This is a genomic window from Cupriavidus sp. WGlv3, from assembly GCF_023952475.1.
Lineage (GTDB): Bacteria > Pseudomonadota > Gammaproteobacteria > Burkholderiales > Burkholderiaceae > Cupriavidus > Cupriavidus phytorum.
Window position 1 is genome coordinate 26,951 of the sequence record NZ_JALHRX010000002.1, and the last position, 25,486, is coordinate 52,436.

At 65.1% G+C, this 25,486-nt stretch carries 24 protein-coding genes; 7 read left to right on the forward strand and 17 right to left on the reverse strand.

All coding sequences use genetic code 11. The annotated features are described in order from the left end of the window. Window positions 1-79 precede the first annotated feature (79 nt). The gene (locus tag MKD38_RS03580) at window positions 80-508 is read right to left on the reverse strand and encodes a PaaI family thioesterase (protein ID WP_252674691.1); all 429 of its coding nucleotides are present in this window, start codon (window positions 506-508) and stop codon (window positions 80-82) included. 117 nt (window positions 509-625) lie between these two features. Further along, the gene (locus MKD38_RS03585) at window positions 626-1,342 is read right to left on the reverse strand and encodes a TetR/AcrR family transcriptional regulator C-terminal domain-containing protein (protein WP_252674692.1); all 717 of its coding nucleotides are present in this window, start codon (window positions 1,340-1,342) and stop codon (window positions 626-628) included. 145 nt (window positions 1,343-1,487) lie between these two features. On the opposite strand from MKD38_RS03585, the gene MKD38_RS03590 reads away from it, so the two are divergent. The 4 genes from MKD38_RS03590 to MKD38_RS03605 all read left to right on the forward strand — a co-directional run bounded on the left by MKD38_RS03590 (window position 1,488) and on the right by MKD38_RS03605 (window position 5,778). Next, window positions 1,488-2,273, forward strand: a complete 786-nt coding sequence (locus MKD38_RS03590) for an aldolase (protein ID WP_252674693.1) — start codon at window positions 1,488-1,490, stop codon at window positions 2,271-2,273. Window positions 2,274-2,360: 87 nt separating this feature from the next. Beyond that, window positions 2,361-3,899, forward strand: coding sequence for an FAD-dependent monooxygenase (locus MKD38_RS03595; RefSeq protein ID WP_252674694.1), 1,539 nt, complete (start codon window positions 2,361-2,363; stop codon window positions 3,897-3,899). After that, entirely contained in the window at window positions 3,899-5,374 is a 1,476-nt protein-coding gene (locus tag MKD38_RS03600; RefSeq protein WP_252674695.1) for an aldehyde dehydrogenase family protein, read from the forward strand. Before MKD38_RS03595 ends, MKD38_RS03600 begins: the two co-directional genes overlap by 1 nt. Next, window positions 5,374-5,778 (forward strand): RidA family protein, encoded by a 405-nt coding sequence (locus MKD38_RS03605; protein ID WP_252674696.1) that lies wholly within the window; start codon window positions 5,374-5,376, stop codon window positions 5,776-5,778. The genes MKD38_RS03600 and MKD38_RS03605 overlap by 1 nt, the downstream gene beginning before the upstream one ends. Before the next feature lie 150 nt (window positions 5,779-5,928). Here the strand turns inward: MKD38_RS03605 and MKD38_RS03610 are convergent, their stop codons facing one another. From MKD38_RS03610 to MKD38_RS03625, 4 genes are read right to left on the reverse strand one after another with little or no spacing between them, the layout of a single operon-like run. Then, window positions 5,929-6,957, reverse strand: a complete 1,029-nt coding sequence (locus MKD38_RS03610) for a tripartite tricarboxylate transporter substrate binding protein (protein ID WP_371925617.1) — start codon at window positions 6,955-6,957, stop codon at window positions 5,929-5,931. Between the two features lie 46 nt (window positions 6,958-7,003). Next, window positions 7,004-9,475, reverse strand: coding sequence for a CaiB/BaiF CoA-transferase family protein (locus MKD38_RS03615; RefSeq protein WP_252674698.1), 2,472 nt, complete (start codon window positions 9,473-9,475; stop codon window positions 7,004-7,006). A gap of 42 nt (window positions 9,476-9,517) precedes the next feature. Continuing rightward, window positions 9,518-12,835 carry an acetyl-CoA carboxylase family protein gene (locus tag MKD38_RS03620; protein WP_252674699.1) on the reverse strand — a complete coding sequence of 1,106 codons (3,318 nt, stop codon included), beginning with the start codon at window positions 12,833-12,835 and terminating at the stop codon, window positions 9,518-9,520. A 50-nt stretch (window positions 12,836-12,885) separates the two neighbouring features. Then, window positions 12,886-14,436, reverse strand: coding sequence for an acyl-CoA carboxylase subunit beta (locus tag MKD38_RS03625; protein WP_252674700.1), 1,551 nt, complete (start codon window positions 14,434-14,436; stop codon window positions 12,886-12,888). A gap of 183 nt (window positions 14,437-14,619) precedes the next feature. Between MKD38_RS03625 and MKD38_RS03630 the strand changes: the two genes are divergently transcribed. Continuing rightward, window positions 14,620-16,374, forward strand: coding sequence for a sigma-54 interaction domain-containing protein (locus MKD38_RS03630; RefSeq protein WP_252674701.1), 1,755 nt, complete (start codon window positions 14,620-14,622; stop codon window positions 16,372-16,374). Window positions 16,375-16,379: 5 nt separating this feature from the next. Here MKD38_RS03630 and MKD38_RS03635 read toward each other — a convergent pair whose 3' ends face one another. Further along, window positions 16,380-17,306 carry a hypothetical protein gene (locus tag MKD38_RS03635; RefSeq protein WP_252674702.1) on the reverse strand — a complete coding sequence of 309 codons (927 nt, stop codon included), beginning with the start codon at window positions 17,304-17,306 and terminating at the stop codon, window positions 16,380-16,382. Next, window positions 17,303-17,908, reverse strand: coding sequence for a DUF6932 family protein (locus MKD38_RS03640; RefSeq protein WP_252674703.1), 606 nt, complete (start codon window positions 17,906-17,908; stop codon window positions 17,303-17,305). The genes MKD38_RS03635 and MKD38_RS03640 overlap by 4 nt, the downstream gene beginning before the upstream one ends. Window positions 17,909-18,495: 587 nt before the next feature. Here MKD38_RS03640 and MKD38_RS03645 point away from each other — a divergent pair. Next, window positions 18,496-18,801 carry a YciI family protein gene (locus MKD38_RS03645; RefSeq protein ID WP_252674704.1) on the forward strand — a complete coding sequence of 102 codons (306 nt, stop codon included), beginning with the start codon at window positions 18,496-18,498 and terminating at the stop codon, window positions 18,799-18,801. 27 nt (window positions 18,802-18,828) lie between these two features. Further along, window positions 18,829-18,993 (forward strand): hypothetical protein, encoded by a 165-nt coding sequence (locus MKD38_RS03650; protein WP_252674705.1) that lies wholly within the window; start codon window positions 18,829-18,831, stop codon window positions 18,991-18,993. Between the two features lie 50 nt (window positions 18,994-19,043). Here MKD38_RS03650 and MKD38_RS31085 read toward each other — a convergent pair whose 3' ends face one another. Genes MKD38_RS31085 through MKD38_RS03690 form a run of 9 tightly spaced genes read right to left on the reverse strand, consistent with a single transcriptional unit; the run spans window position 19,044 to window position 25,460 of the window. Continuing rightward, window positions 19,044-19,355 carry a DUF202 domain-containing protein gene (locus tag MKD38_RS31085; RefSeq protein ID WP_371925642.1) on the reverse strand — a complete coding sequence of 104 codons (312 nt, stop codon included), beginning with the start codon at window positions 19,353-19,355 and terminating at the stop codon, window positions 19,044-19,046. Beyond that, window positions 19,355-19,714 (reverse strand): YidH family protein, encoded by a 360-nt coding sequence (locus tag MKD38_RS03655; RefSeq protein WP_252674706.1) that lies wholly within the window; start codon window positions 19,712-19,714, stop codon window positions 19,355-19,357. The genes MKD38_RS31085 and MKD38_RS03655 overlap by 1 nt, the downstream gene beginning before the upstream one ends. Beyond that, window positions 19,711-20,046: a Rieske (2Fe-2S) protein gene (locus MKD38_RS03660; RefSeq protein WP_252674707.1), complete on the reverse strand. Its 336-nt coding sequence runs from the start codon at window positions 20,044-20,046 to the stop codon at window positions 19,711-19,713. Before MKD38_RS03660 ends, MKD38_RS03655 begins: the two co-directional genes overlap by 4 nt. 4 nt (window positions 20,047-20,050) lie before the next feature. Further along, the gene (locus tag MKD38_RS03665) at window positions 20,051-20,365 is read right to left on the reverse strand and encodes a YciI family protein (protein WP_252674708.1); all 315 of its coding nucleotides are present in this window, start codon (window positions 20,363-20,365) and stop codon (window positions 20,051-20,053) included. Between the two features lie 5 nt (window positions 20,366-20,370). Continuing rightward, on the reverse strand, window positions 20,371-21,258 hold the full coding sequence (locus MKD38_RS03670) for an intradiol ring-cleavage dioxygenase (protein ID WP_252674709.1): 888 nt from the start codon (window positions 21,256-21,258) through the stop codon (window positions 20,371-20,373). Between the two features lie 30 nt (window positions 21,259-21,288). After that, a complete protein-coding gene (locus MKD38_RS03675; protein ID WP_252674710.1) occupies window positions 21,289-22,356 on the reverse strand; it encodes a maleylacetate reductase in 1,068 nt (355 codons plus the stop codon). Between the two features lie 33 nt (window positions 22,357-22,389). Beyond that, window positions 22,390-23,853, reverse strand: coding sequence for an aldehyde dehydrogenase family protein (locus MKD38_RS03680; RefSeq protein WP_252674711.1), 1,464 nt, complete (start codon window positions 23,851-23,853; stop codon window positions 22,390-22,392). 42 nt (window positions 23,854-23,895) lie between these two features. Further along, a complete protein-coding gene (locus tag MKD38_RS03685) occupies window positions 23,896-24,921 on the reverse strand; it encodes a hydroxyquinol 1,2-dioxygenase (RefSeq protein WP_252674712.1) in 1,026 nt (341 codons plus the stop codon). Between the two features lie 50 nt (window positions 24,922-24,971). After that, window positions 24,972-25,460 (reverse strand): cupin domain-containing protein, encoded by a 489-nt coding sequence (locus tag MKD38_RS03690; protein WP_252674713.1) that lies wholly within the window; start codon window positions 25,458-25,460, stop codon window positions 24,972-24,974. Between the last annotated feature and the right edge of the window lie 26 nt (window positions 25,461-25,486).

Consider the following 25,486-nt stretch of genomic DNA (forward strand, 5'->3'; position numbering starts at 1 on the left):
CTCGCCGCGACCGGCTACCGGAACCTCTGCCTCGAGCGCATCGGCTGGTATGGCAGGCTCTTGCCGGCGGCATGCGGCATTAGCTTCTGGGCCAAAGGATCAATTGCGTGTTGCGAAAACTGGCGATCAGGGCATTGTCGCCCCCGCGACGGACCTCGGCATCCCAGACCTGGGTGGTGCGTCCTTTGTGGATGGGTCGCGCGGTGCAAACCACGATGCCATCGCGCGCCGTTCCAAGCATGTTGCTCTTGAGTTCCACGGTGGTGAACCCACTGGCCCCTGATGGCAAGCTTCGCACGGTTCCGTAGCCGCAGCACGTATCCGCGAGCGAGACCACCGTTCCCGCATGCAAGTAGCCATTCCAGGCTTCCAGGGCTCGACGCACTTCAAGCGTCGCCACCACCTCATCTGGCTCGACTTTGACAAAGCACATGCCAAGCAGGCCAGGCAGATAGTCGGCCCCGGCCGCATTCCATTCTTCCAGCGTAACGGGAGGAGTAATGTCCATTAGTCACCTCGATGCCTGACAGGAGCAGTCCGCCATTCTACGGCCTTCTCGGCCAGCTAGCGCGACCATGTCCGGCGCCGCCCGGATCCCCGTCATCCTGTCCCGGCCAGGCTTCGGTTATCCGCGTCGCGCAGAGCGTCTTTTTGCCGAACTGGCGCCGCCCTCTCCTGCAGTCAGGGATGGCGCGGCTTTACTCTCGGTCTCGCTCGCCTGTTGCTTGACGCCAGAGATGATCAGTTCCAGCCCCGTTCTGAAGCGTGCGTCGAAATCGGTAGAAAAGATCGCCTCGCGCGCAGCAAAATTCCTCGGATAGCTGCGTTTCGCCAGTTCCTCGAAGGCAGACTTGCGTGAAGCGACATCGAACTCGCCGTGGGGTCCGAGTGCCTGTTCTTCCATCACAAAACCCAGGATGTAATAGAGCACGCTGAAGGAATACGTCGAAGCACGGGACAGATCGACGCCGGCCAGCGCGAATGCTTCCAGCATCGACTCGTTGATGCGCAGCACGTTGTCCGACACGACATAAGTCCCCGCAAAGACACGGGCACCATCACGGTGCTTCAGTAGCGCCTGCCGCAGCGCCGCGGCAGTTTGTCTGAGCCGGCTGTCCCACGGCTGATCCGCGCTCTGGGGCAGGACAACATTCATCACGAGCGCGTCCGCCATAGCATCAATCAGTGCTTGTTTCCCGCTGAAATGCCAATAGAGGGAGGGCGCCTGTATGTCGAGGGCCAGCGCCAGCTTGCGCAGCGTCAATCCATCAAGGCCCTCCTGATCCAGAAGGTCTAAGGCAGCTCGAATGACCTGGTCACGTTGAATCTTTGGAGCTTTCATTCACATCGGTGTTTGCAATCTAACACTGTTAGTGTACCATCGACCTCGATTACCTAACGGTGTTAGGTTTCGAACCCGCTGAGCCAAGCCGCGCAGACGAGCGCCGCTGAGCGAGAGATGGCAGGAATAACCAAGGAGGCAGCAGATGACGCATGAGGACCGGAAGCGCTTCACGGAAGATCAGGTCAAACGGTTGGCGGGCGGGCTTCGATTCGGCGGCTGGACGGAAGAGGAGAAGATCGCGCTTGCATGTCGCATGCTGGCGCTCGAAGGGCACTCGCGCACCCTCGCGGGGCAAATTACGGTGAGAAGCGCCGGGGGCACGTTCCTGACAACTCCACTGGCGGTGGGTTTCGACGAGATCGACGCCGACCAGATCATTCGCATCGACGAATCGATCAACGTCATCGATGGCAAGGGCGCTGCCAATCCAGCGATCCGGTTTCACCTTTGGATATACCGCGAGCGTCCGGACGTCAATTGCATCATCCATACACACCCGCCTTACGTATCGGCCCTGTCCATGACCGGGACGCGCTTGCGCGTGGCCCACATGGATGCCACGCCGTTTGCCGATGACTGCGGCTTTCTTGCTGAATGGCCCGGACTGCCGATCGCCGACAGCGAAGGCGAGATCATTGCCACGGCGCTCGGAAAAAACCGCAGCGTGCTGCTTGCCCATCACGGTTTTCTCTGCGCCACCGGGTCCATCGAGGAGTCGGCTTATCTGTCGATGCTGATCGAGAACGCCGCGCAGCTGCAACTGATGGCTGAGTCGACCGGCTCGATTGCCGAACTCGACGCTGGCCTGGCAAGGGAATCCCATGACTTTCTGCTGCGCCCGGAAATCGTCCAGGCGAGCTTTGCAATGTTCGCCCGCCGGGCGCTCCGCGCCAGTATGCCAACGCCATGGGCCGGCCATGCTTACTGAACAGCCGTCATGTCCAAACACGTCGGAAATGGCCACCGACAACGACCTGCGCCCCAAGAACCAATGCCTCGGGAGAAAAAAATGCTTATGAAATATCAAGTCGTCATTGCCGGTGCTGGTCCGGTAGGGTGCTGGCTGGCGGGAGAATTGCAACTCGCCGGAATCGCGACACTAGTGCTGGAACAAAGCGAATCGATTGATCCTCAGTCGCGGGCTTTGACGGTGCACCCACGCACGATCGAGACCTTCGCATCGCGCGGCGTGGCAAAGGCGTTTCTCGACGAGGGCGTTGCAATCCCTGCCGGACATTTTGGGCTGCTGGATTACCGGCTCAACTTCCGTCCGCTCGAGTCGCCGTATCCCTTTACCTTGGCGATTCTTCAAGCGCGGACGACCGAGCTGCTGCAACAGCGCGCACGCGATCTCGGCGCCGAGATCCGGCGCGGGCACCAAGTCCAGTCGTTTACGGAAACCGAATCGACCGTCACCGTCGCGGTGCAAGGCCCGAACGGGCCCTACTCCGTGGACGCTGAGTACCTCGTCGGCTGCGATGGCGTGCGCAGCACGGTACGGAACTGCGCCGGGATTCCCTTCCCCGGTACCGATGCCACCGTCTACGGATGGCTGGGTGACGTCATTCTGGACGCCCCGCCCGACGACGTTGCCATCAACAAATGGACCTCCGCCGGAGCGATTGCGGTAGTCAAGCTCCCGGGAGAGCGTCATCGGCTGGTCGGCATTTCTCCGGATGACGTCCGATCGGATCGTCCCGGAGCGTTCACGCTCGAGGAACTGCGGGCAAAAACCGTAGCGATCATGGGGACTGACTATGGCATGCACAGTCCTTCGTGGCTGTCGCGCTATAACAATACCGCCCGGCAGGCGGAAGCTTACCGAAAGGGACGCATCCTGCTGGCCGGCGACGCTGCGCACCAGCATATGCCAGCCGGCGGCGTCGGCCTGAACGTCGGTATCCAGGACGCCATGAACCTTGGATGGAAGCTCGCAGCAACGATCAACGGCTGGGCGCCGGCGGGACTGCTCGACAGCTACCACGCCGAACGCCATCCGGTCGGCCAGAACCTGCTGGAGCACACTCAGGCGCAGACGCTGCTGATGAGTGTCTTCACCAATGAATGCAGGGATCTGCGTTCATTGCTCCAGAAGCTGATCCTGGAGAATCCGGCGCTCGAGATAAGCCTGGTCAAGCGGCTGACTGGTCTGTCGGTTGCCTACCCGTCCGCCGATCCGGCTCATGCTCTCGTCGGACAGCGTGTTCCAGACCTGATGTTCCAACGTTCCAGCGAAGGCATGTTCCAGAAGCTTCATAACGGGCGCTATGTCCTGCTCGATCTGCGAGCCGATACGGCGCGGTCCAGCCCACTCGGCGGCGATGACCTTGGCCCCCACGCCAGCGCTTGCGTGGACATGCATTTCACTGCGTTGGCGCCCGATGCGCCCGCCCCCTGGGCCGGTCTCACCGCCATGCTGGTGCGTCCTGACGGATATCTGGCCTGGGCGAGCGAGGACCACGAGACGGCGGCACTAAAAGCCGAGTTAGCCAAGATAGGCAGCGCAACGTTTGCGCCAGTCTCGGCAGCATCGATCACCGCGGAGGTCCGCTGATGAACGCTTACTCGCCGCAACCGCTCAAGGCCAACGACGGCTCACCAGTCTTGCCCGACTGCATGCTTATTGGCGGTGTCCTGGTCAAAGGCGCCGCCACCATGGACGTAGTGAATCCGGCCACTGGCATGGTACTGGGTGTCGCGCCGCGCGCATCGGCCAACCAGGTTGAGCAAGCCATAGCCAGCGCAAAAGCAGCGCTGGAAACGTGGTCGCGCAGCGATCTGACGCACCGGCGCCGTGTGCTACGGGACATTGCCGACATCGTCGATGCGAATGCCAGCCAGCTTGCATGCCTGCTCACGCAGGAACAGGGCAAACCCATTGGCGATGCGATAATGGAAGTCCGGGGCACAGCCACGTTCTTTCGGCATGTCGCCGACGCCGAACTGGTGCCGACTTCCCTCGAACACAGTGGGGTCCGCCAGGTCGAACTGCATCGACGTCCGCTGGGTGTGGTCGCGGTGATCGTGCCTTGGAATTTCCCCTTGCTGCTGATGGCCTTCAAGGTTCCTGGCGCGCTCCTGACCGGCAACACTGTCGTGATCAAGCCCGCAGCGACGACCCCGCTGACGACACTGATGTTCGCCCGGCTGGTTGCCTCCATCGTTCCGGCCGGCGTTCTCAATGTGATAACCGACAGCAACGACCTGGGCAGCATTCTGACCTCGCATCTGGATGTCGCGAAGGTGTCGTTTACCGGGTCCACCGCGACCGGGTATTCGGTGATGGCCAATGCGGCGAAAACGCTGAAGCGTGTCACCCTCGAGCTGGGCGGAAACGACCCGGCCATCGTGCTCGATGACGCCGTTCCGGCAGACATCGCGCAGGGCATCTTCCGTGCCGCCTTCTTCAATGCAGGTCAGGCGTGCATTGCCATCAAACGTCTGTACATCCACGCATCCATCTACGACGAACTTTGCGCTGAGCTGGTCAGTCTTGCCACAGGCGTCACGGTTGGCGACGGATTGGACAGCCGGACGACCATGGGGCCACTCCAGAATCGTGCCCAGTATGAAAAGGTCAAGGACATCCTGGCGGACGCCGCTACGAAGGGACGGATTGTTACTGGCGGCCAGATCGAGGATTGCGCAGGCTACTTCATCCGTCCGACCATCGTCGCTGACATCGAGGAAGGCGCCCGCCTGGTCGACGAGGAGCAGTTTGGCCCGGCGCTTCCGCTAATTCGTTATACCGATCTCGACGACGCCATTCGGCGCGCGAATGCCAGCGAATACGGTCTCGGGGCGTCGGTGTGGTCCTCGGACGTGAGCCGGGCCCGCGATGTGGCGGAACGACTGGTATGCGGCAGCGTCTGGATCAACCAGCATCTTGATCTGGCCCCGCATATTCCGCAGGCGGGCGCAAAGCAGTCCGGGTTCGGCGTAGAACTTGGCGGCGAAGGTCTGCTGGAGTTTACCCAGATTCAAGTCGTCAACATCAAGGGCGACAGCGCACAAAAGGAGCTGAGTTGATGGCAAACAGCGTACGCAGGATTAGTCCCCGGGGGCTTCCGCAACTTGAGAGCGTGATCTCCCACGCGCTTGTCGTGGAGCCGGCAGGCTTGATCTATACCTCAGGCCAGCTTTCCTGGGACGAGAGCGGTGCATTGGTTGACGGAACGATGCTCGAGCAGTTTCGCCGGGCCTATGCCAACCTGGATCTCGTGCTTCAGGCCGCAGGGTCTTCGCGGGAAAAGATCGTGAACGAGGTGATCTACCTGGTCGGCTATTCACCTGAAACCGCCGGGGAACTGGTGGCAGCGCTGGCATCGGAACGGCCGCCGGGATCCGTTCCGCCCACGAGTACCGTCGTCGGGGTCCAGACGCTTTTTGCGCCCGGCTTCCTGGTCGAGGTGCAAGTGGTGGCAACGACCTGAACAGGTTGCGCGCGGCGTCCCGCGGCGTGCACACGGGACGGGGTAGCGCCAGGCAAGTCTGCCGCAAGACCACCTGGCGCTATCCGGCAACATCCACCAAAGTGCACATTGCTCGCAGGATTCGCGGCTCCGGCCGCGCCGCCTGCCGGATCAATCGAGCGTGATGGCTTCGCGCTGGATCACCGCCGTCCAATTGCCCTCTTCCCTTGCCACGCGCTTGGCGAAACTGGCCGGATCGATCATCACCACATCGCCCTGCTGGCCCAGCGCGGTCTTCGCCTTGCTGTCCTCGAGCAGCCCTTGCGCGACCGAATGGAGCTTCTGCACGATCTGCGGCGGCGTGCCGGCCGGCACCAGCATGCCGATCCAGAAAGTCACGTCGAAGGGCGAGATGCCCAGCTCCTCCAGCGTTGGCACATCCGGCAACTGCGCCATGCGCTTCGGCGCGCTAACGGCAAGGGGCTTGAGCTTGCCCGCCTTTATCTGAGGCAGCGCCGTCCAGGTGTCGAAGGCCGTATCCAGCTCACCGCTGATCACGGCCAGTTGCGCCTGGGCCGCGGACTTGTACGGAATGTGCGTGGTCTTGATCCTGGTCCGGTTGTTCAGCATGGCAAAGCTGAGATGCGCGATATTGCCCGGCCCGGCCGAGCCATAGCTGACCTTGCCGGGATGCTGCGTCGCGTAGCGTACGAGTTCCGGCACCGAACCGACCGCGTTCTTCTGCGACCAGTCAGGATTGGTGACGAGGATGAAAGGCGCCTCGAGGACCAGCGTGACCGGCGTGAAGTCCTTCGGCGAATAGGTGCCCTTCTTGTAGATCTGCGGGTTGATGGTGATGCTGCTGGAGTTGGTGACCAGCAGGGTATAACCGTCGGGCGCGGCCTTGGCGGCCTCGCCCACGCCGATCAGTCCGTTCGCGCCCGCCTTGTTTTCCACCACCACAGGCTGGCCGAGGGACTTGGTCAGCCGCTCCGAAAGAACCCGGGCCACGGTATCCGTGAACGACCCCGCCGGAAAGGGAACAATCATCCGGATCGGCTTGCTGGGCCAGCCGTTGTTCTGGGCCGCGGCCGGCGCGGCCATCGTCGTGGCCAGGATGCCAAGCGCGGCTGCCGCCATGGTGAGTTTGCCGGCTTTTGCGCCTGCCTGGCAGCGCTGGATCCATGTCGCTTTGTTCATGTCGTCTCCGTATCGTATTAATGGTGTTTCTGAATACTTGCAGGGCTTATGGCATTGGCGTTGGCTGCCTGGGTTTCGCGACGGTGCCGGTGATGCCCTGTTGTGCCAGGCTTGCGATCCGGTCCGCGCTCAGCCCGAGCACGCGGCGCAGCACCGCTTCGGTGTGTTCGCCCAGCGTCGGCGCGACATGGCGGATAGGCACCGGGTCCGGCCCGGTCCTGAACCATGCGGTGCTGGATGTGTAGGTGCCGATGTGGGCGCGCTCGACTTCGCGCCAGAACCCGCGCGCGCGCAGGTGCGGGTCCTGCAGCACCTGCGACATCGGCCGCACCACGCCGGCGGCGATGCCGGCCTGTTGCAGCTGCTGCATTGCCGCGTCGGCGTCGCGGCGCACGCACCAGGACTTGATCGCCTGCTCGATCCTGCCTTCCTGGGCGCGCCGTCCCGGGGCCTGCGCCAGGCCGGGATCGGCCGCGAGGTCCGCCCGGCCGATTGCCCGGCACAGCGCGGGCCAGTCCGCATCGGTCACCGTCAGCACGATCCACGCATCGTCGCCGGCGCAACGGAAGCACCCATGCGGGGCATGCATCGGATGACGATTGCCCTGCCGCGGCGACACGGCGCCGGTGACGGATTGCTCCAGCAGGAACGGTGCGGCCATCGGCAGCATGGCCTCCACCTGCGACAGGTTGATGTGCCGCCCCTGCCCAGTCGCCTGCTGCGCAAACAGCGCCAGCAGGATCGCCGCGCCGCCATTCAGGCCGCCGATCGGATCGCCATAGGCGTACGACGTCATGGCGGGCGGACCATCGGGGTGCCCCGTATATAGCGGCAGCCCGCTGGCCTGTTCGAGCGTGCCGCCGTACGCACGGGTATTGCTCCACGCGTTGCCGAGCCCGAAGGCCGGCATCGACAGCATCACCAGCCGTTCGTTCCTGGCGCGCAGTGCTTCGTAGTCCAGCCCGAGCTTTGGCAGGACCTCGGCGGAATAATTCTCGATGACCGCGTCGGCACCTTCGACCAACTGCAGCAGCAACTGCTTGCCTTCGGGGCGTGTCAGGTCCAGCGTGATCCCGAGCTTGTTGCGGTTCATCAGGTTGAAGTTCGAGTTCTTCTCGTACAACCTGTCCCGATAGAACGCCTCGGTGAAATTGGCGCCGCGCCACCAGTCGGGATAGCCTGTGCTTTCGACCTTGATGATCTCCGCGCCAAAGTCGGCCAGCGTCCGCGCCGCCAGCGGCCCCGCCCAGCCCATGGTCAGGTCGACGACGCGAATGCCCTGGAGCGGCAAGCGCTCGCCGGCCGTGCGCTTCAACCTCAGGCGCGGGCGATGATCCAGTCCCGCGCTGCGGTAGTGCAGGTCATGCTCGCCCTTTGCCGGCGCCTTGCCGCCGGGCAGCGGGCCCGCCGCATCGAGGCGCAGCGGCACCACCGGGCCCTCGAACGAAGCGCCGCCCACGCCGACCGGCACGAAGGCGCCGCGCTGCCGATGCACGGCCTGGCCAAGCAGGGCCTCCATGGTCGGCACGATCACGGCCGGATGCTTCTTGTCGCCCAGGATCTCGAACCACTGCCGCGCCGAGCGCGTCAGGAAGGCGGGCATCAGCAGCGCGTCGATCTCGTCCGCGCGCTCCATCCGTTCCGGGCCGCTGGCGTAGCGTGGATCGCTGCCGAGATCCGGACGGCCGATGGCCTCGCACAGGCCCTTCCACTGCGGCAGGGTGTGCGTAAAGATGCCGATCCACCCTTCGGCAGTCTGGTAGATCCCAGCCGGATGCGTGCCGCAGAACCGGTTGACGCCAAGGCGCTGCAGCGGATGGCGCTGGTCCTGCACCATGCCCGCTTCCATCTCGACCACGCCGAAGATCGCTTCGTGAGCGCTCAGCACATAGCGGCGGCTGCCCTGCCCGCTTCCGATCAGCGCCGCGACGGCGGCCGAGAATGCGCTCAGACCGACCACGATCGCCGATTGCACGTCGTGCGGCATGTGGGGCGGCCCATCCGCGGGGCCGCTGCCGTGCACGGCGCCGGCAAGCGCGCGGCACACGGCTTCGGCGCCGGCGTAATCGCTGTACGGCCCGCTCTCGCCGAACCAGGTGAGTGCGACTTCGATCGGCTCGTGCGGTGGCGTTGAATCGGCCGCCTGCTGCCAGACCGGCGTGCCGAGAATGCCGGGGCCTGCAGCCAGCGCGCGGGCGTCCAGCACCACGTCGCACGTCAGCGCCAGCTGCGCCAGCCACGCGCCATCCTCTACGTTCCGGTCGTCGGCGGTAACGCTGCGCTTGTTGGTGTTCAGCCACGCAAACAGCGCGCTTTCCGGCTGCCCGGCATCCGGTGCGCTGACCAGCGGCGGCATCCGCCGCCATGCGTCGCCCGCCGGGCTCTCCACCTTGATGACTTCGGCGCCGAAGTCGGAAAACAGCTTGCCCGCGTACGCCAGCGCGGGGCCGCTGCCGACCTCGAGCACGCGCAAGCCGCCCAGCGCCAGCTGCGCCGGGTCAAACCCATGCTTGATCATGGAAACCTCTTGGCTCTGTGTAGGGGTTCGTCAGGCACGCGCTTACCACGCATCGACAAATCCGCGGCGCTCCCGGCGGCCGCGCAAGTCCGCCGAGGCGATGCCCTGTGCGATCCACTTCCGTGTCTGCGCGGGATCGATCACCGCATCGATCTCGACGGCGGCCGCGGTGTTGATCGCGTGGCCGCGCTCGTAGGACTGGGCGACCAGCCTGTCGAACAGCGCCTTGCGCTCGGGACCATCCGGCACCGCTTCCAGCTCCTTCTTGAAGCCCAGTCTGACCGCGCCCTCAAGACCCATCGGCCCGAATTCTCCGGTCGGCCACGACACGGTGAAGCTTGCCGAGCGGAAGCCGCCGCCCGCCATGGCCATCGCGCCAAGGCCATAGCCTTTGCGCAGCGTGACCGCCAGCAACGCGACCCGCAGCTTGGCCGCCGTCAGGAACATGCGCGACACGTGCCGCACCTGCGCCCGGGCCTCGCATTCCGGCCCCACCATGAACCCAGGGGTGTCGATCAGCGAAATGAGCGGCAGGCCGTGCGCATCGCACAGCTGCATGAAGCGCGACGCCTTGTCCGCGGCGTCCGCATCGATGGCGCCGCCAAGGTGATAGGGGTTATTGGCCATGATGCCGACGGGCTGCCCTTCCACGCGGGCCAGCGCGGTGTGGATGCCCGCGCCGAAGCCGCTGCGCAGCATCAGCACGCTGCCGGTGTCGGCGATGCCTTCGATGGCCTTGCGGGTGTCGTAGACGCGCAGCCGGTTCTCGGGGACGACATGGCGCAGCGCCAGCGCCTGCGGCGCGCTCCAGTGCGCCACGCGGCCCTGGAACATCGACAGATAGTGCTTCGCTGCCTGCACGGCTTCGGCCTCGTTGTCGACCAGGATATCGACCACACCGTTGGGAACCTGCACCGATGCGGGCCCGACGTCCTCCGGGCGGAAGATGCCGAGGCCGCCGCCTTCGATCATGGCCGGTCCCGCCATGCCGATATTGGCCGACTTGTCGGCAATGATGACGTCGCAGCAGCCGACGAAGGCCGCGTTGCCGGCGAAGCAGCGCCCCGAGACAATGCCCACCACCGGCACCTTGCCGCTCAGCTCGGCAAAGGCGGCGAACGACGGCTGGTACAGCCCGGATACCGAAGGAAAATCCACGTCCCCGGGCCGGCCGCCACCGCCTTCGCCGAACAGCACCAGGGGCAGCTCGTCGCGCAGCGCCACCTCGACGATGCGGTCGGTCTTGATGTGGTTGCGCTTGCCCTGCGTGCCGGCCATCACCGTGGCATCGTAGGCCATCACCGCGCTGCGTGCCCGCTCCTTGCCGACCAGTTCGCCGTTGATATGGCCGATGCCGGTGATCAGGCCATCGGCCGGGGTGTTCTCGATCAGATCCTGCTGCGTGCGGCGCGACGACTGCGCGGCGAGCGCCAGCGCGCCGTACTCGACGAAGCTATCCGGATCGCACAGGTCGGCAACGTTCTCGCGCGCGGTGCGCTGCCCGCGCGAGCGGCGCCTGGCGACGGCATCGGGGCGCGCGGCGTCGTCCAGGTAGGCATGGCGGTCCAGCACGCGCTGCAGGTCGGCGCGGATCGCCTCGGGATCGGCCTGCTGCGCGGCGGCCACGGCGATGCCATCGGCCTCGAGCTGCTCCAGCACGATCAGCACCTGATGTTCGGACGCCAGCGCGCCCGGCTCGAGCCGCAGGTCGACCACGCGCCCGCCGCATTCGGCGACGATGGCGTGCTCCATCTTCATGGCGTCGAGCACCGCGACGGTCTGGCCGGGCTTGACGACTTCGTCCAGCGCCACGCCAATCTCCACCACCCTGCCCGTCAGCGGCGCACGAACAGCCACCAGGCCCTCGCTGATTTCCTCTTCCGGATCGGCGTGGCGTGGCGCGAGCGCCTGCGACGGGCGGGCCGCGCCGCCCAGCAGGGCTTCCTGCGCGCGTCCGGCCTGCGCGATGGCCTCCGCCGATGCGGTCAGCTCCGGCACGATCGCCTCGAAGTGCCGGGTATGGACATCCTGCGCGAGGAAATCGTCGCGCTGCACCAGCGCGCGCAGCAGGTCGAGGTTGGTCGGCACGCCGGCGATGCGGAACTCCGCCAGGCTGCGCTGCAGGCGCCGCACGGCCGCATCGAACTTCGGCGCCGCGCTGCTGACGATCAGCTTGGCCAGCAGGGTGTCGAAATGGGGCGACGGTTCATAACCGGTGTAGCCATGCGAATCGACGCGGACGTCCGGGCCAGAAGGCGGGTCGAAGCGCTCCAGCCGCCCGTGTGCGGGACGCGCCAGGCCTTGGGCATCGGTCATCTCCGCGTTGATGCGCACCTGGATGGCATAGCCCCGGGCTTGCGGCGGCGCAGCGGGATCCAGGCCGAGATCGGCGAGCGTCTGTCCCGCGGCGATCCCGATCTGCAGCGCGACCAGATCGACGCCGGTGACCTGCTCGGTGATGGTGTGCTCGACCTGCAGGCGCGGGTTGGCCTCGATAAAGACAAAGTCCTTCTGCTCGCCGGACTCGGTTTCCTCGACCAGGAACTCGAAGGTGCCCAGGCTCTGGTAGTTGACGCGGCGCGCCAGCCTGAGCGCCGCCTTGATGATCTGCTCGCGCAGCTGCGGCTTCAGCACCGGGCTGGGGGCGATCTCCACCAGCTTCTGGAAACGGCGCTGCAGGGTGCAGTCGCGTTCGCCGAGAGCAATCACCTGTGAGCCGTCGCCGGCGATCTGCACTTCGATATGGCGCGCGCGCGCAACCAGCCGCTCGGCGTAGACGGCATCGATGCCAAACGCCGAACCCGCCTCGGAGCGGCAGCGCGCATAGGCTTCGGCCAGTTCTTCGCGCCGGCGCACCACGCGCATGCCGCGCCCGCCGCCGCCGCCGACCGCCTTGATCACCACGCCCGCGCCGCCTTGCTGGTCGAAGAAGCCGGTGATTTCCTCGAGCGACGCCGCGCCGCGCGTGGCCGGCATGACGCGCACGTCGCAGTCGGCCGCCAGTTCAAGCGCTCGCCCCTTGTCGCCGAACAGCGCGAGCTGCTCGACGGTGGGGCCGATAAAGCGGATGCCGGCGTCGTGGCAGGCCTGGGCAAAGTCGGCCCGTTCGCTGAGGAAGCCATAGCCCGGATGGATCGCATCGCAGCCGGATGCCTGCGCCGCGGCGATGATGCCTGCCATGTCGAGGTACGCAGCCGGCCCGGCGCCGTCGAGGGCAACCGCCTCGTCGGCCAGGATCCGGTGCAGCGCGCCCTGGTCGTCTTGCGAATAGACCGAGACGGTCCCGATCTCGAGATCGCGTGCGGCGCGCAGCACACGCAGCGCGATCTCTCCTCGATTGGCGATCAACAGCTTCTTCAATGCAGTCTCCTTGTTTGTCTTCGATGTCTGTACTGTGGGTGCCTGGCCGCTCAAGGCCGGATGCCAAACCGGCTGATCCCGGCCTCGCGCAGAGGCGCGGCCAGGTTGGCGAACTCGCACAGCAGCGTGCGGGTGTCGCGCGGGTCGATGATGTCCTCGATGACGAAGGCTTCCGCGCTGCGGAACGGCGACGTCAGGCTGCGCACGCGCAGCTCGATCTCGGCGCGCTTCTGCACCGGATCGTCGGCGCCTTCGATCTCGGCCTTGTAGGCGACGTCGAGGCCGCCTTCGAGCGGCAATGCGCCCCAGTTCGCGGATGGCCAGGCGTAGCGGAAATTGAAGCGCCCCATGTGCTGGTGGCCGGCCGCCGACACGCCATAGGCGCGGCGCAGGATCACCGAGCACCACGGCACCGTGGCCTGGTAGAGCGCCGACAGCGCGCGCACGCCGTAACGCATGATCCCTGCCTTCTCGGCGTCCAGGCCGACCTGGAACCCGGCCGTATCGACCAGATTGACCACCGGCAGATGGAAGGCCTGGGCCAGGTCGACGAAGCGCGTGAATTTCTCGGCGCTGTCGCTGTCCCAGCTGCCGCCATGGAAGGACGGGTCGCTGGCGATCACCGCCACCGGCCAGCCATCCAGGCGGGCCAGCGCGGTCACGACGGCGCAGCCCCAGTGCCTGCCGATCTCGAAGCAGGAATCGGCGTCCACCAGCGCCTGCAGGATCGGCCGGATCTTGTAGTCCGCCCGGCTGTCCCGCGGAATCGCCGACAGCAGCCACTCGTCGCGGCGCGCGGGGTCGTCGCCGGGCTCGCCGCGCGGCGGCAGTTCAAAGACGGAAGGCGGCAGATAGGACAGGAACTGGCGCGCGCGCGCGAAGGCCTCCTGCTCGGTGTCGACCTCATCGTCCACCACGCCGTTACGGGTGTGGATCTGGCTGCCGCCCAGCTCGTTCTTGCTCAGCGCCTCGCCCACGCGGGCCACGACCGAGGGCGGGCCCTCGCTGAACAGTTGCGAGGTTTCCCTGACCATCACCGAATAGTGGCTCGCGGCCACGCGCGCCGCGCCCATGCCCGCCACCGAGCCCAATGCCAGCGACACCACCGGTACCACCGACATGTTCTCCACCACGTGTTGCCAGACCTTCATGGTGGGAATCAGGGTATGGCCCTTGATCTCGATATTGCGCACCGAACCGCCGCCGCCGGTGCCGTCGACCAGCCGGATCATGGGCAGCCGCAGGTCGTGGGCCATCTTCTCGGCGTGGACCAGCTTGTCGCCCACTGCGCCCTCGTTGGCACCGCCGCGCACCGTGAAATCGTCCCCCACCAGCACCGCCGGCCGGCCGCCGACCTGCGCACGGCCCATTACCAGGTTCGACGGAACCAGGTCCACCAGCCGCCCGTTGCTGTCGTAGCGGCCGCTGCCGGTCAGGCCGCCGACCTCCCGGAACGAGCCGGGGTCCGCCAGGGCATCGATGCGCTCGCGCACCGTCAGTTTGCCGGCGGCCTTGTGGCGTTCCACCTTGCCTTCGCCGCCCATCCGGGCGGCGAGCCGTCGACGGTGGGCCAGTTCATCGATTTCGGGCTGCCAGCTCACTGTCCTCTCCTGTCTTCGCGCGATACATGTGTTGCCGACATCTCGCAGGAGCCGTGCCAGCCCTTCAGGCCGCACTTACGCATTGATTTCATTGAATAATTTTTCTGACGCCATTACGATGACTTCAATGACTACACAGCGTGTCCACACTGGAGGCACGCATGGAGACGCAAGTTGTCCTCAATGACGACACAAGACGGAGACAGGTTCGCGCTCGGCCTGCTCATCTGTTCTCGCGACGGGACGCGCGAGGCAGCGCTCGGTGCATGTACCGATCCCGCCATCGCCGACGCGGCGGTCGCGGCATGCGCCCGCGCGGGCGCGCCGGGTTCGGGACGCAAGCTGTTCCCGGTCGACGCAGCCAACCGGCGCTTCATCGGCCTGTGCCTGGAAGACGGCGAGCGCCAGCTGATCGTCCTGCATCACGCCGACACGCAGGCCGTGCTGCTCGACTTCCTCGGCACGGTGCCCTTCGCCGGCGCGATCCTGGATTACTTCCTGAACGACCCGTACCAGGCCATCACCGTGGTCGACAAGGCGGGACGGGTGCGCTTCATCAGTCCCGTCCATGAGAAATTCCTAGGCCTGGACACCGGCGGCGGCATCGGCCGCCCGGCGGGCGAGGTCATCCCCAATTCACGGCTGCCGCAGGTGGTGGCCAGCGGCAAGGCCGAGATCGGGCAGTTGCAGCAGCTTGACGGCGCCACCCGCGTGGTCAACCGCATGCCGATCCGCCAGGACGGCGAGGTGGTGGGCGCCATCGGGCAGGTCATGTTCAAGGGGCCGGAAGCGCTGGTCCGCATGCACAAGGAGCTGGTTGAATTGCGCTCCGAGGTGGCGCGCTACCAGCGCGAGGTCGACGGCCTTCGCCACGGCTTGCACGAGCGGCAATCGACCTTCGGCCTGATCGGCGAAAGCGCGCCGATGCAGCGCCTGCGCCGGGAAATCCAGACCGTGGCCCGCCTCGACGTGCCGGTGCTGATCCTGGGCGAAAGCGGCACCGGCAAGGAGCTGGTGGCCCGCGCCATCCACGGCGCCGGAACCGAGCCGGCCAGCGCGCGACCACTGGTCAGCCTGAACCTCGCGGCCCTGCCCGCCACGCTGATCGAGTCCGAGCTGTTCGGCCACGCGCCCGGCGCCTTCACCGGCAGCCAGCGCCAGGGACAGGCGGGCAAGCTCGAGCTGGCGGCGGGCGGCACGGTCTTTCTCGACGAGGTCGCCGACATCCCGATGGAGATGCAGGTCAAGCTGTTGCGCGTGCTCGAAGACCACATGGTCGAACGCCTGGGCAGCCGCCGCGCGCAGCGGGTCGACTTCCGGCTGGTCTCGGCCACCAACCGCGACATTCCCGAGCTGATCGACGCCGGGCGATTTCGCCTCGACCTGTACTACCGGCTGAGCGGCGTGGTGCTGCGCATTCCCGCGCTGCGCCAGCGGCGCGAGGACATCCCGGCGCTGCTGCAGCATTTCATCGACGCCTTCTGCACGCGCAACGCCATGCCGGCGCCAGGCATCGACCACGAAGTCGCGCGCTACCTGGCCGGCCAGCCATGGCCCGGCAATGTGCGCCAGCTGCGCCAGCGCATCGAGGAGGCCCTGGTGTTCTGCGATGGGCGGACGCTGCGCGTGGCGGATTTCGCACGCGGCGAGTCGGCACGCGGGGTATCGGGACTGCAAGGCCAGCCCGCTGCTCATGCAGCCGAAGCGGCGCACTCCTACGAGACTTTCGTGACGGACGACCTCTCATCGCCCTCTCCCGCACCTCGCTCGCCGGCCGAGCCCGCCGCGGGCATGCGGGAGCTGGCCTACGCCGCGGTGATGGACGCCGTTGCGCGCCATGGCGGCAACAAGAAGCGCGCGGCCGAGCAACTGGGGATCTCCCGCTCGCATCTGTACAAGATCCTGGAGCGGGGGCCGCACGCGTCGCGATCGAAATAAGCAGATTACCCCGGAGCTTGAAATTTTTCGGCAGCGGCCGCATTCAAAAGTACGTAGCGTGGGCGTCCAGTTCCCACCTGAGTGCGTGCGAAGGTCGACACATAGAGGCCCCGCAAATTGCCGGCAAGCTCCGCAGGATTCTCCAGGCCAGGGGCGATCCTCCCATAGATGACCCCGTCGGCTCCTTCCGGTACGAACTCGAAGCTTCTATGGTGAGGGAGGACACCGACAAACCTTCCAGTCAGCCGCACCTCTTCTTCACGAACGTTTTTATTGCTCAAGCGCTCAACACTACGTGCGACTTGGTCTAAGTCCTGGAAGCGGAAGACCTCAGCATCCGTCTCGATAGTGCACGCTGCCTGGCTATCCGCGAGGACGCCCAAAAACGCCTTCACCTTTTCAAGAGCCCGCGGATCAATCTCTGCAAGGGAGTCTGCCAACTCATCGTCTGTACCAGTCGTACTCTCGATCAGACGCACCGTTTGCTTCATGGCTCTGCTAAGGGGAGTCTCGTCATCAGGTGGGAGTTCATGACTTCTCGCCTCCTCCAACTCAAAGCCAAAGGAGCCGACGGCCGTAGCAGTAATGAGGAGCTGGTTCTGATCTCGGTTACGAATGGGCCCCATTGGCGCAAGCGGTCCCGAAAACGAAGCCGCGACAGCCGTCACTGCATCCGTAAACGCCTTTGTGGCGGCAACGCCAAACTCTGCAGCGATACCATGCGTGCCGCGCACGGGGCGGCCGCGAAAAGTCAGACGCGATTTGGCCGGGGGATTCGGATCGACGCGCTGAGTGGCCAATACAGCCTGGATACCCTTCAGGCGATTTTCAAGGCTTCGCTTGGTGATGCCTGCTCCAGCCGGCAGTCGAGCGAGCTGGCTGGCAAGAAAGCGTTCCTCTGCCAGAAGCTTTGTATGTTCCTGTCGATTCATGATTGCCACCCTTGTGGAGCGCCGGCCGGCGGAGCTGGTCGTACAAGGCCTGCCTCGATTTGCGTCAACTCTGCCAGGGCATCAGCGTCTTCCGCCGGATCCAAGTCAACTTGAAGGAACCCCTTCCACTGGCTGTTTCGCCGATGTGCCCACAAACTGTACCAGTAGGCGGAAAGGGTTACCAGATTCCGCCCCGGCAGCGTAGTTTCCACCCAATAGCCATCTACGAGGAATGTCTTCTTGACCCCATCGTGATCCGCGAGATCGCCGGGAAATTTCTGACCGAGGTCTCCGTCCGGGTCATCCAGAAAGCTGACCACGTCGACATCCCCCGGATTTCTCGCCTCGAGAACCTCAACGTTCTCACTAAAACTTCCATCCACCCATTGAAATCCCAATGTAATTCCCGCTCTGTGCAATGTGGCACGGAAGCCCAGAAAGCCGCGCAATATCTTGCAACGCTGCCAGGAGGTTGCAAACCTGACCACGAAAGATAAGAGAGAGACTTCATATGGCGATCTATCCTGGCTCACAGGGTCCACATCGTTGACAGGTGGAAGCACCTGCATCGCATTCCACGCAGGGATAGGAACTTGGCTCATATAGGAGTTTGCTCGACTTGGGCCACCGCGATCCATCGGCCTGAGAAGTTTTGCACAGGGTCGGCACCCAACGCGACGCTATATAGGAAGGTGAACCCTCGCGTGCAAGCGGCGTTTGAAGAGCGGCAGTCCAACTTTGCCTGCGGACTCAATCGACCTGTACCATCCCGAAGCCCGCTTCGCAACATCCTCAAAGAAAATTTGCGAATCGTCTGATCGCCATCCCCCGCCCAAAAGGCAAAACGAAGCCCATCACCGAAAAAACGGTGATCGGGCGTCGCAACCCGCTATTCTCTCTGATGGATGGTCGCTCATGCGACCATCTCCAAACGCACGCGCGCGTCGCTTCACTATGGCGGGCCGGGCGGGGCAGCCGATAAGGCTGGCCGGTGTTCATCAGAGAGCCGGTATTGCGACCCCCGCTGTCAGGCCCGCCACCCTCTACAGTTTGCATCGGGCGGATCTCCAGCCCTTCTTCAGGAGAACGCCCTTCCTGCTGCGCGAACCCGGCTCGGGCACCCGCACCGTCGCCGAATACATGTTCCGCGACCACCTGTTCACGCCGGATCTCGTTTCCCGCAACGGCGATGAAAGTTCCGGCCGAGGAGCTTGCCGCCGTGGGCGAAGCTGCGCGCGAGGTCATACGCGAGGCGAAGGCTGCAGGCGTGTATGTGTTCGGGGGTGGTATCAACGCGGATGCCGCACCGCTCATGGTCGCCTCGGACGGCACGTTCACAAACGAAACCTATCCCCAGACGAAGGAGTTCGACGGGGGCTCTTGTGTCCTGCAGCTCCCATCGCGCGAAGCCGCTATCCTGTGGGCAGGGAAGATCGCCAAAGCTTGCCGCTGCTCGCAGGAACTACGGGAGTTTGGGGAGGATCCGGAGAGTTGATGCGCGGGGTTCGTCCCACGGCGATCAATGACCGCACTCCAGCAGCCACTTTTCTTCATCGCCACGCACTTCAGAAAGAACGGCAGTGATGCCGACCGGCGCCCTTCCTTTGGCACAGATGCTCCTGTAACGGGCTCAAGGCGCATGGTCAGCAACGCTCCGCCATCAAAAATGCTGTCCGGTTTACGTTGAACGCTGCATCTACCCAGATACATGGATTGCCCCTCCGCGCATCGAGGAAACTAAGCAAGCATCTGAAGAATGCTCAGAATCTCCGCTGTACATGCAAGCCACACAGCCCCCACAAGCAAAGTGATTACCGCCACATGAGGTGCTGATGGGGATGCTGCCAGTAGCAGGGCGCGGCTTCTGTGCGAACCCACAGTGAACAACACCAAGGCAGCAAAAAACACTAGAAGAGCAACCGTCCATGCCAGCGGTGACCGAGCCTCTGCCGCTGAGCGGACCAGCAGCGAACCATTGACGAGCATGGTTAACGCCGTACGGTACCAGGCGAGCGCCGTGCGCTCAGGTTGCACTCCGGGATCGCGCATCACTGGAACTTCAGCAAGAGCCCGAGAGAGAGAACCAGCGCAACGCAAACGAGCACGACACTCAGCAATGGAATGCCACCTGACGCCGGCAACGGGCCGGCCTCGCGCATGGCAATCTCGTTGCGCTTCCAGCGGGAATACGCAAGACCGGCGATCACAGCTCCCAGCATTGACAACGCCAGCGCAACCCCTGCCAGCAGAGACTTCGGTTCTACGTGCCCGGCAAACTGATCGAGCAGGACACCCCCGGCAAGGATCGCGAGTGCGGTTCTGATCCACGCGAGGAACGTGCGCTCGTTCGCAAGCGAGAACCGATAGTCGGGCTCATTTCCATGCTCCTGCCATTTCGGTCGGGTCATCTTGCGTCGCTTGACTGGCACAGACACACCTGACCCTCGATGATCTCCACCTCCAGCGGTGAGAGCGTCGCATCGCGGCACGGACCTTCGATACAGACCCCGTCGGTAAAGCGGAACAGCGCGGAATGATGAGCGCACATCAGCACCTCCGCGTCATAGGTGCAGATTGTGCCCGGTTCGAAGTCCAGCGGAATGGAGAAGTGGGGGCATCGATTGATGTAGGCCCAGACCTGTTGCCCGCGCCGGACCACTATGATTCCCGGGTCGCGGTTGATCACGCGAGCGCCGCCGTCGGGCACGGCATCGAGATGGCAGAGCATGGCGGTATCCATAGCCTCATATTCCGCGTTCGGGATTGCCCAGGCTCCAGTCCCACGGACGTATCTCCACACGTTCGAAGATGCCGGCGTGCATGTAGGGATCATCACTGACAAATCGTTGGACGTCGTCGATGTGCTCGGCCTCGATGACCAGCAGTGTGCCATTCATCGTGTCGGCCCGAGCGTCCAGCATCGGGCCGCCCAGCCGCACGGACACGCTTTGCCCGGCAGCGGCGTTGCGCAGATATGCGCGATGGGAGGGGCGCACGCGCTCGCGCACGGCCAGCATGCCTGGCTTGTCGGTGGCGAAGATGACATAGAAGCGGGACATGACGATCAGCGTTGCGAGGTCGGGTCAAGGACGAAGTCGTAGCGCGCTTCCCGGAACGGACCTTCGAAGCCGAAGCGCCGCGCCAACGGATGGTCGGTGGGGTGTTCCTCCTCGTAGGCCACCTGCAGGGATTCCTTGACCCCGAACACCGCATCCGAGTCCAGATACGGATCTCCCTGATTGAACAGATGCGTGACCAACCTGCGATGGCCGGGCGCGTCGATCATGAAATGCAGGTGGGCCGGCCGCCACGGATGGCGCCTGGTGGCGGAGAGCATGCGACCGACCGGTCCGTCGGTCGGGATCGGGTAGCTCACCGGCATGATGGTGCGGATAGCGTAGTAACCCTCATCGTCGGTACGGTAGCGGCCGCGCAGATTGCCCGTGGGCTGAGCGGTGTCCTGGCCGGAATACATGCCGTTTTCCGCGCTCTGCCAGATGTCGAGCACGGCGTTGCGCAGCGGGGTGCCGTCGGCGGAAAACACGCGGCCGTGGACCAGTGCCGGCGTGCCGGGCGTGACAGCCATGTTCTCGCCAGAGGCGCGGTCGGGCATGCCGGCAATGTAGAACGGGCCAAAAACGGTGGTGTCGGTGGCGCCAGTGGACTGGCGATGGTTGATCGCATCGACGAGCATCGACACACCCAGCGTATCCGACAACAGGATGTATTCCTGACGCACCAGTCCGTCGCACATCTTGCCGGTGTCGGTCAGGAACTGTATGGCGGCGAACCACTCCGCCTCCGTCGGCTCGAATTCGCGAACGTAGGCGTGCAAGTGGCGAACCAGCCCTTGCATCAGCGCGCGCAGGCGGGGGTCGGGAGTGTCGGCGAAGCGGGCGACGACCTGTTCGGTCAGCGCGGCTTCGGCGGCGGCGTGGGAGGCTGCCTCCATGATGTCTTTCCTTTCTCGTGGTTGCCGCATTCAGACCGGGCTTTCGCCGCGCCAGGCGCGTCCGAGCAGCGCCCGAACGGCCTCGCGCTCTACGGGCCTGGGGTTGTAGTACGGATTGGTGCAGGCCAGCGTGGCGGCCTCATCCAGTCCTTCCTCGGGCATCCCGATGGCCGACAGCGCCGTGGCAATGCCCAGCGATTGGTTCAACCGGAACAGCAACTGGCCGGCGTCCTGCGCCCGTTCGCCACCCAGTGCCCGCGCCACGCGTTCCAGCGCACGCGGCGCGGCGGCGTAGTTGTAGTGAGCGGTATGCGGCAGCATGGCGGCGTGCGTCTGTGCATGCGGCAGGTTGAACGTGCCTCCCAGCGTATGGCAGAGCTTGTGATGGATCGCCATGCCGACCGTGCCCAGGCAGACGCCTGCCAGCCACGCGCCGTACAGGGCGCGGCCGCGTGCGTCGATGTCGTCTGGCCGTTGCGCCACGGCAGGCAGCGACCCAGCCAGGGCGCGGATCGACTCCTCGGCCATCAGGCTGACGATCGGGTTGGCGTCTTCGGCGTACATCGCCTCCACCGCATGTGCCATCGCGTTTATGCCGGAGGCGGCGGAGATCTCGGCCGGCAAGGTCAGCGTCAATTGGGGATCGTAGACCACGGTGCGCGGCAACACGCGCTGGTCGCGGCCGGTCTTCTTCAGGCGCCCTTCTGTCAGGCCGTAGATCGGCGTGACTTCCGACCCGGCGTAGGTGGTCGGCACGGCGATGATGGGCTGCCCCGAAACGAGAGCAATGGCCTTGCCGAGTCCGATGGTGGAGCCACCGCCGACCGCCACGTAGCAGTCGGCACCCAGCCGCGCGGACTCGTCCCGGGCGGCTAGCGCCACCTCGGCCGGCACGTGCATCACCGCCTGGCTATAGACGCCCGCCGAGCACTCTCCCAGCAGCGCCGCCACGCGCTCGCCGAGCGGACGCTGCTCCGGCGTGGTGAGCACCAGGGCGCGCCGCGCGCCGAGTCGCTTCACCTCGTCGGGCAGCGCCACCAACCGGCCCGGCCCGAAGACCACCCGCGACGGTGTGGCCTGGTAGACAAACGATTCCATCCCCCCTCCTGACTCGTTGACCCGCCGATTGCCTCAGCGCTTGAAATGCGGCGCTATCGTGGCGTCCACATTGACCCATACCGACCGCGCTTCAGTGTAGTCGTGCATGGCCTCGAAGCCCATCTCGCGACCGTAGCCGGACTGGCCCAGCCCGCCGAACGGGCTGCCGGGGTTCACCCGCTTGTAGCAGTTGATCCAGCACATGCCGGCGTGGATGTCGTTGGCCATCTTGTGGGCGCGGCTCAGGTCGCGCGTCCACAGGCCGCTGCCGAGGCCATACTCGGTGGCATTGGCGATGGCCAGCGCCTCCTCGTCGCTGCCGAAGCGCAGTACGGTGACAAAGGGACCGAACACTTCCTCCTGCGCCACGCGGTCGTGCGGCCTGGCCTCGACGATGGTCGGCTCGACGTAAAAACCCTTCTCCAGCCCCGCCAGCGCTGGCGCCCGGCCTCCGGTCAGCACACGGCCTCCCTGCTCCCGCGCCACACCGGTATAGGACAGGACTTTGTCGCGATGCTGCGCCGACGTCAGCGGTCCCATCTCCGTATCCGGGTCGAGCGGATTGCCCAGCCGGATCGACGCCGCCAGTTTGCTGAAGCGGTCGAGGAATTCGTCGGCGATGCGTTCATGCAGCACCAGCCTCGAGCCCGCGATGCACGCCTGCCCCTGGTTGTGGAAGATCGCCCAGGCGGCGCCGTTGATGGCCGCGTCCAGGTTAGCATCCTCGAACACGATGTTGGCACCCTTGCCGCCCAGTTCGAGCTGCACGCGCTTCAGGTTGCCCTTCGACGCCTCCACGATACGCCGGCCCGTGGCAGTCGAGCCGGTGAAGGCAATCTTGCCGACCCCCGGATGCTCGGCCAGCCGCTGGCCCGCCGTGTTGCCATAACCCGGCACCATGTTGACAACGCCCGCCGGAAAACCCACTTCGGCCATCAGCTCGGCAATCCGCAGCGACGACAGCGGCGTCAGCTCGGACGGCTTGATCACCACGGTATTGCCCGCCGCCAGCGCCGGGCCCATCTTCCAGCTCGTGAACATCAGCGGAAAGTTCCACGGCACGATCTGGCCGACCACGCCGATGGCGGAGCGCTGCACGTAGTTGAGGAAGCCGGTCTCCACCGGGATGACGGAGCCCTGCAGCTTGTCGGCCATGCCACCGAAGTAGCGGAAGCAGCCGGCAGTGCGCGGCACGTCGAGTGCGCGGGAGTCGCGAATCGGATGCCCGGTATCGAGCGATTCGAGCTGCGCCAGTTCCTCGGTGTGCGCTTCGATGGCGTCGGCCAGCTTCAGCAGCAGGCGCCCGCGCTCGGCGGCGGCCATGCGGGACCAGGCGGGGAACGCGCGAGCGGCGGCCTCGACGGCGAGATCCACATCAGCCGCCTCGGCAGCGGCGATCGAGGTAATGAGGCTGGCGTCGTGCGGATTCAGGACATCGATGGTGCCGCCGGCCAGCGCGTCGACGAAGCGGCCATTGATGAAGAGCTTGTTCTGCATGATGCGATATTCCATGAGTGCTTTAAGGCAAGGCGCGGACGGTCAGAACTCCACCGGATATGGCTTCAGTTCCCCGCTCTCGTACCGCTTCGGCAGGTTCGGTGTGGCGTTCTCCCACACCAGCAGCATCGAGCGCTTGGTCGAGTATCCCTGGTGGCGGATGTCGGCAGGCATCGCGCAGATGTCGCCGGCACGCATGGTGATGCGGGCGCGAGGCGAGCCGGTGTTCTTGTCGCCGATGTCCCATACGATCTCGTCGGACAGTTGCAGGAACCACTCCACGCGATCGTTGCCATGGAAGACCGGCAGGATAAATTCCTCCGTGGTGGGGCAGAACAGGCTCTGGCCGCAGACCGACGTGACCGACGGGTTCCACGTCACGTCGGAGCGCGACAGGTACTTGAACAGGTTGAACGCGTGAAGCTGGCCTTCAAAGCAGGGTTCGACGTGGACAGCGGGCTCGTCCTGCGCGACATCAAGGAAAGCGCGATTGACGGGCAAGTCGTCGCGCAGCGGGGAGTCGTCCGGCAGCCCAGGCATGCGGCGCGTGGCGATGCGTGTGCGCTCGATGGCGGCGGCGTTGTCGCCGTGCTTGTGGCCAAAGGCGCTGCCGGTTTCCTCGGGGGCGGCGAACGGATCGAAGCCTTCGTTGGTCCAGTCGTGCAGAATGGCCTTGAAGGTGGCCATGATGACCGGGGTGTCGAAAGTCTCAGTGTAGTCGACGCCCGCGTCCTTCATCACGCCGTTGAAGGCGCCGGCGTACATGTCGACCTTGCCATAGTGGTTGCGGGTACCGAACACGTGGTCGAAGTTGACCCAGCCGTAGAAGAAACCCCAGGCCACGTCGCGCATCATGGCGCGCAGGAAGGCGTCGGCGGGAATGGCGTGCGTACGGAACTGGCCGTTGACGGGCCACTGGATGGTGGCAAAGTAGGCGTCGCGCGAGAAGCGGAAGGCGCCGAGGGTGAAGTCGCGATAGCCGGTGACGGGGTCGGGGGCGCCGGACTGGACTTTATCGGCGGCGAAGGTGGCGGCTTGGGGCTTGTCGGCGACGTCGAGCATGGCCATGGTGTGTCTCCTGATTTCTTTGCTGAGGATGTGGGACAAGTGCGGGGAGCTCATTTCAGGCAGATCTGCGCCCACTTCTGCACGGACAGCACACCGAGCTTCGACTGCACGAGCAGCGTGCACGGCTTGGTCGCGCTGAAGCGGTACGCGCAGCCAGCCGGCAGCAGGCTCTGGTGTCCCTTGCCCAGCACCACGTGGCCCATCTTGCGCCCAACGGGCTCGGCCAGCGCCGCGCCGTCCGCGGCGGCGGGAGCTGCATCCAGCTTGACGAAATCCACGCGCACCTCGCCATCCATCGAAATCACGAATTCATCGTGCGAGCAGGCGAACCATGCCGACTGCCCTTGCGCACGCGCGGCTTCCACCACGTACTCCAGGTTCTTTCCGACCACCACGCGCTCGTACGGTACCGAGTTGGCGGCCACTTCAAAGACGTTGGAGAACACGTAGTGGCGGGCATCGCCCTGGGTCACTTCGATGCCGCCCTTGCGGTAGTTGTCGAGGGAACCGAATACGGTCCGGGACATGGATGTCGTCATGGATGTCTCCTGAGTTGAGCGGGTAC

What these genes read in the sequence shown, in the direction of transcription:
- MKD38_RS03690 (WP_252674713.1), bottom strand. Translation starts at nt 25,460, where the DNA reads ATGACGACATCCATGTCCCGGACCGTATTCGGTTCCCTCGACAACTAC.
- MKD38_RS03660 (WP_252674707.1), bottom strand. Translation starts at nt 20,046, where the DNA reads ATGGATACCGCCATGCTCTGCCATCTCGATGCCGTGCCCGACGGCGGC.
- MKD38_RS03585 (WP_252674692.1), bottom strand. Translation starts at nt 1,342, where the DNA reads ATGAAAGCTCCAAAGATTCAACGTGACCAGGTCATTCGAGCTGCCTTA.
- MKD38_RS03645 (WP_252674704.1), top strand. Translation starts at nt 18,496, where the DNA reads ATGAAAGTTCCGGCCGAGGAGCTTGCCGCCGTGGGCGAAGCTGCGCGC.
- MKD38_RS03635 (WP_252674702.1), bottom strand. Translation starts at nt 17,306, where the DNA reads ATGAATCGACAGGAACATACAAAGCTTCTGGCAGAGGAACGCTTTCTT.
- MKD38_RS03615 (WP_252674698.1), bottom strand. Translation starts at nt 9,475, where the DNA reads ATGATCAAGCATGGGTTTGACCCGGCGCAGCTGGCGCTGGGCGGCTTG.
- MKD38_RS03600 (WP_252674695.1), top strand. Translation starts at nt 3,899, where the DNA reads ATGAACGCTTACTCGCCGCAACCGCTCAAGGCCAACGACGGCTCACCA.
- MKD38_RS03590 (WP_252674693.1), top strand. Translation starts at nt 1,488, where the DNA reads ATGACGCATGAGGACCGGAAGCGCTTCACGGAAGATCAGGTCAAACGG.
- MKD38_RS03670 (WP_252674709.1), bottom strand. Translation starts at nt 21,258, where the DNA reads ATGGAGGCAGCCTCCCACGCCGCCGCCGAAGCCGCGCTGACCGAACAG.
- MKD38_RS03630 (WP_252674701.1), top strand. Translation starts at nt 14,620, where the DNA reads ATGACGACACAAGACGGAGACAGGTTCGCGCTCGGCCTGCTCATCTGT.
- MKD38_RS03640 (WP_252674703.1), bottom strand. Translation starts at nt 17,908, where the DNA reads ATGAGCCAAGTTCCTATCCCTGCGTGGAATGCGATGCAGGTGCTTCCA.
- MKD38_RS03650 (WP_252674705.1), top strand. Translation starts at nt 18,829, where the DNA reads ATGACCGCACTCCAGCAGCCACTTTTCTTCATCGCCACGCACTTCAGA.
- MKD38_RS03665 (WP_252674708.1), bottom strand. Translation starts at nt 20,365, where the DNA reads ATGTCCCGCTTCTATGTCATCTTCGCCACCGACAAGCCAGGCATGCTG.
- MKD38_RS03605 (WP_252674696.1), top strand. Translation starts at nt 5,374, where the DNA reads ATGGCAAACAGCGTACGCAGGATTAGTCCCCGGGGGCTTCCGCAACTT.
- MKD38_RS03610 (WP_371925617.1), bottom strand. Translation starts at nt 6,957, where the DNA reads ATGAACAAAGCGACATGGATCCAGCGCTGCCAGGCAGGCGCAAAAGCC.
- MKD38_RS03595 (WP_252674694.1), top strand. Translation starts at nt 2,361, where the DNA reads ATGAAATATCAAGTCGTCATTGCCGGTGCTGGTCCGGTAGGGTGCTGG.
- MKD38_RS03655 (WP_252674706.1), bottom strand. Translation starts at nt 19,714, where the DNA reads ATGACCCGACCGAAATGGCAGGAGCATGGAAATGAGCCCGACTATCGG.
- MKD38_RS03685 (WP_252674712.1), bottom strand. Translation starts at nt 24,921, where the DNA reads ATGGCCATGCTCGACGTCGCCGACAAGCCCCAAGCCGCCACCTTCGCC.
- MKD38_RS03675 (WP_252674710.1), bottom strand. Translation starts at nt 22,356, where the DNA reads ATGGAATCGTTTGTCTACCAGGCCACACCGTCGCGGGTGGTCTTCGGG.
- MKD38_RS31085 (WP_371925642.1), bottom strand. Translation starts at nt 19,355, where the DNA reads ATGCGCGATCCCGGAGTGCAACCTGAGCGCACGGCGCTCGCCTGGTAC.
- MKD38_RS03580 (WP_252674691.1), bottom strand. Translation starts at nt 508, where the DNA reads ATGGACATTACTCCTCCCGTTACGCTGGAAGAATGGAATGCGGCCGGG.
- MKD38_RS03680 (WP_252674711.1), bottom strand. Translation starts at nt 23,853, where the DNA reads ATGCAGAACAAGCTCTTCATCAATGGCCGCTTCGTCGACGCGCTGGCC.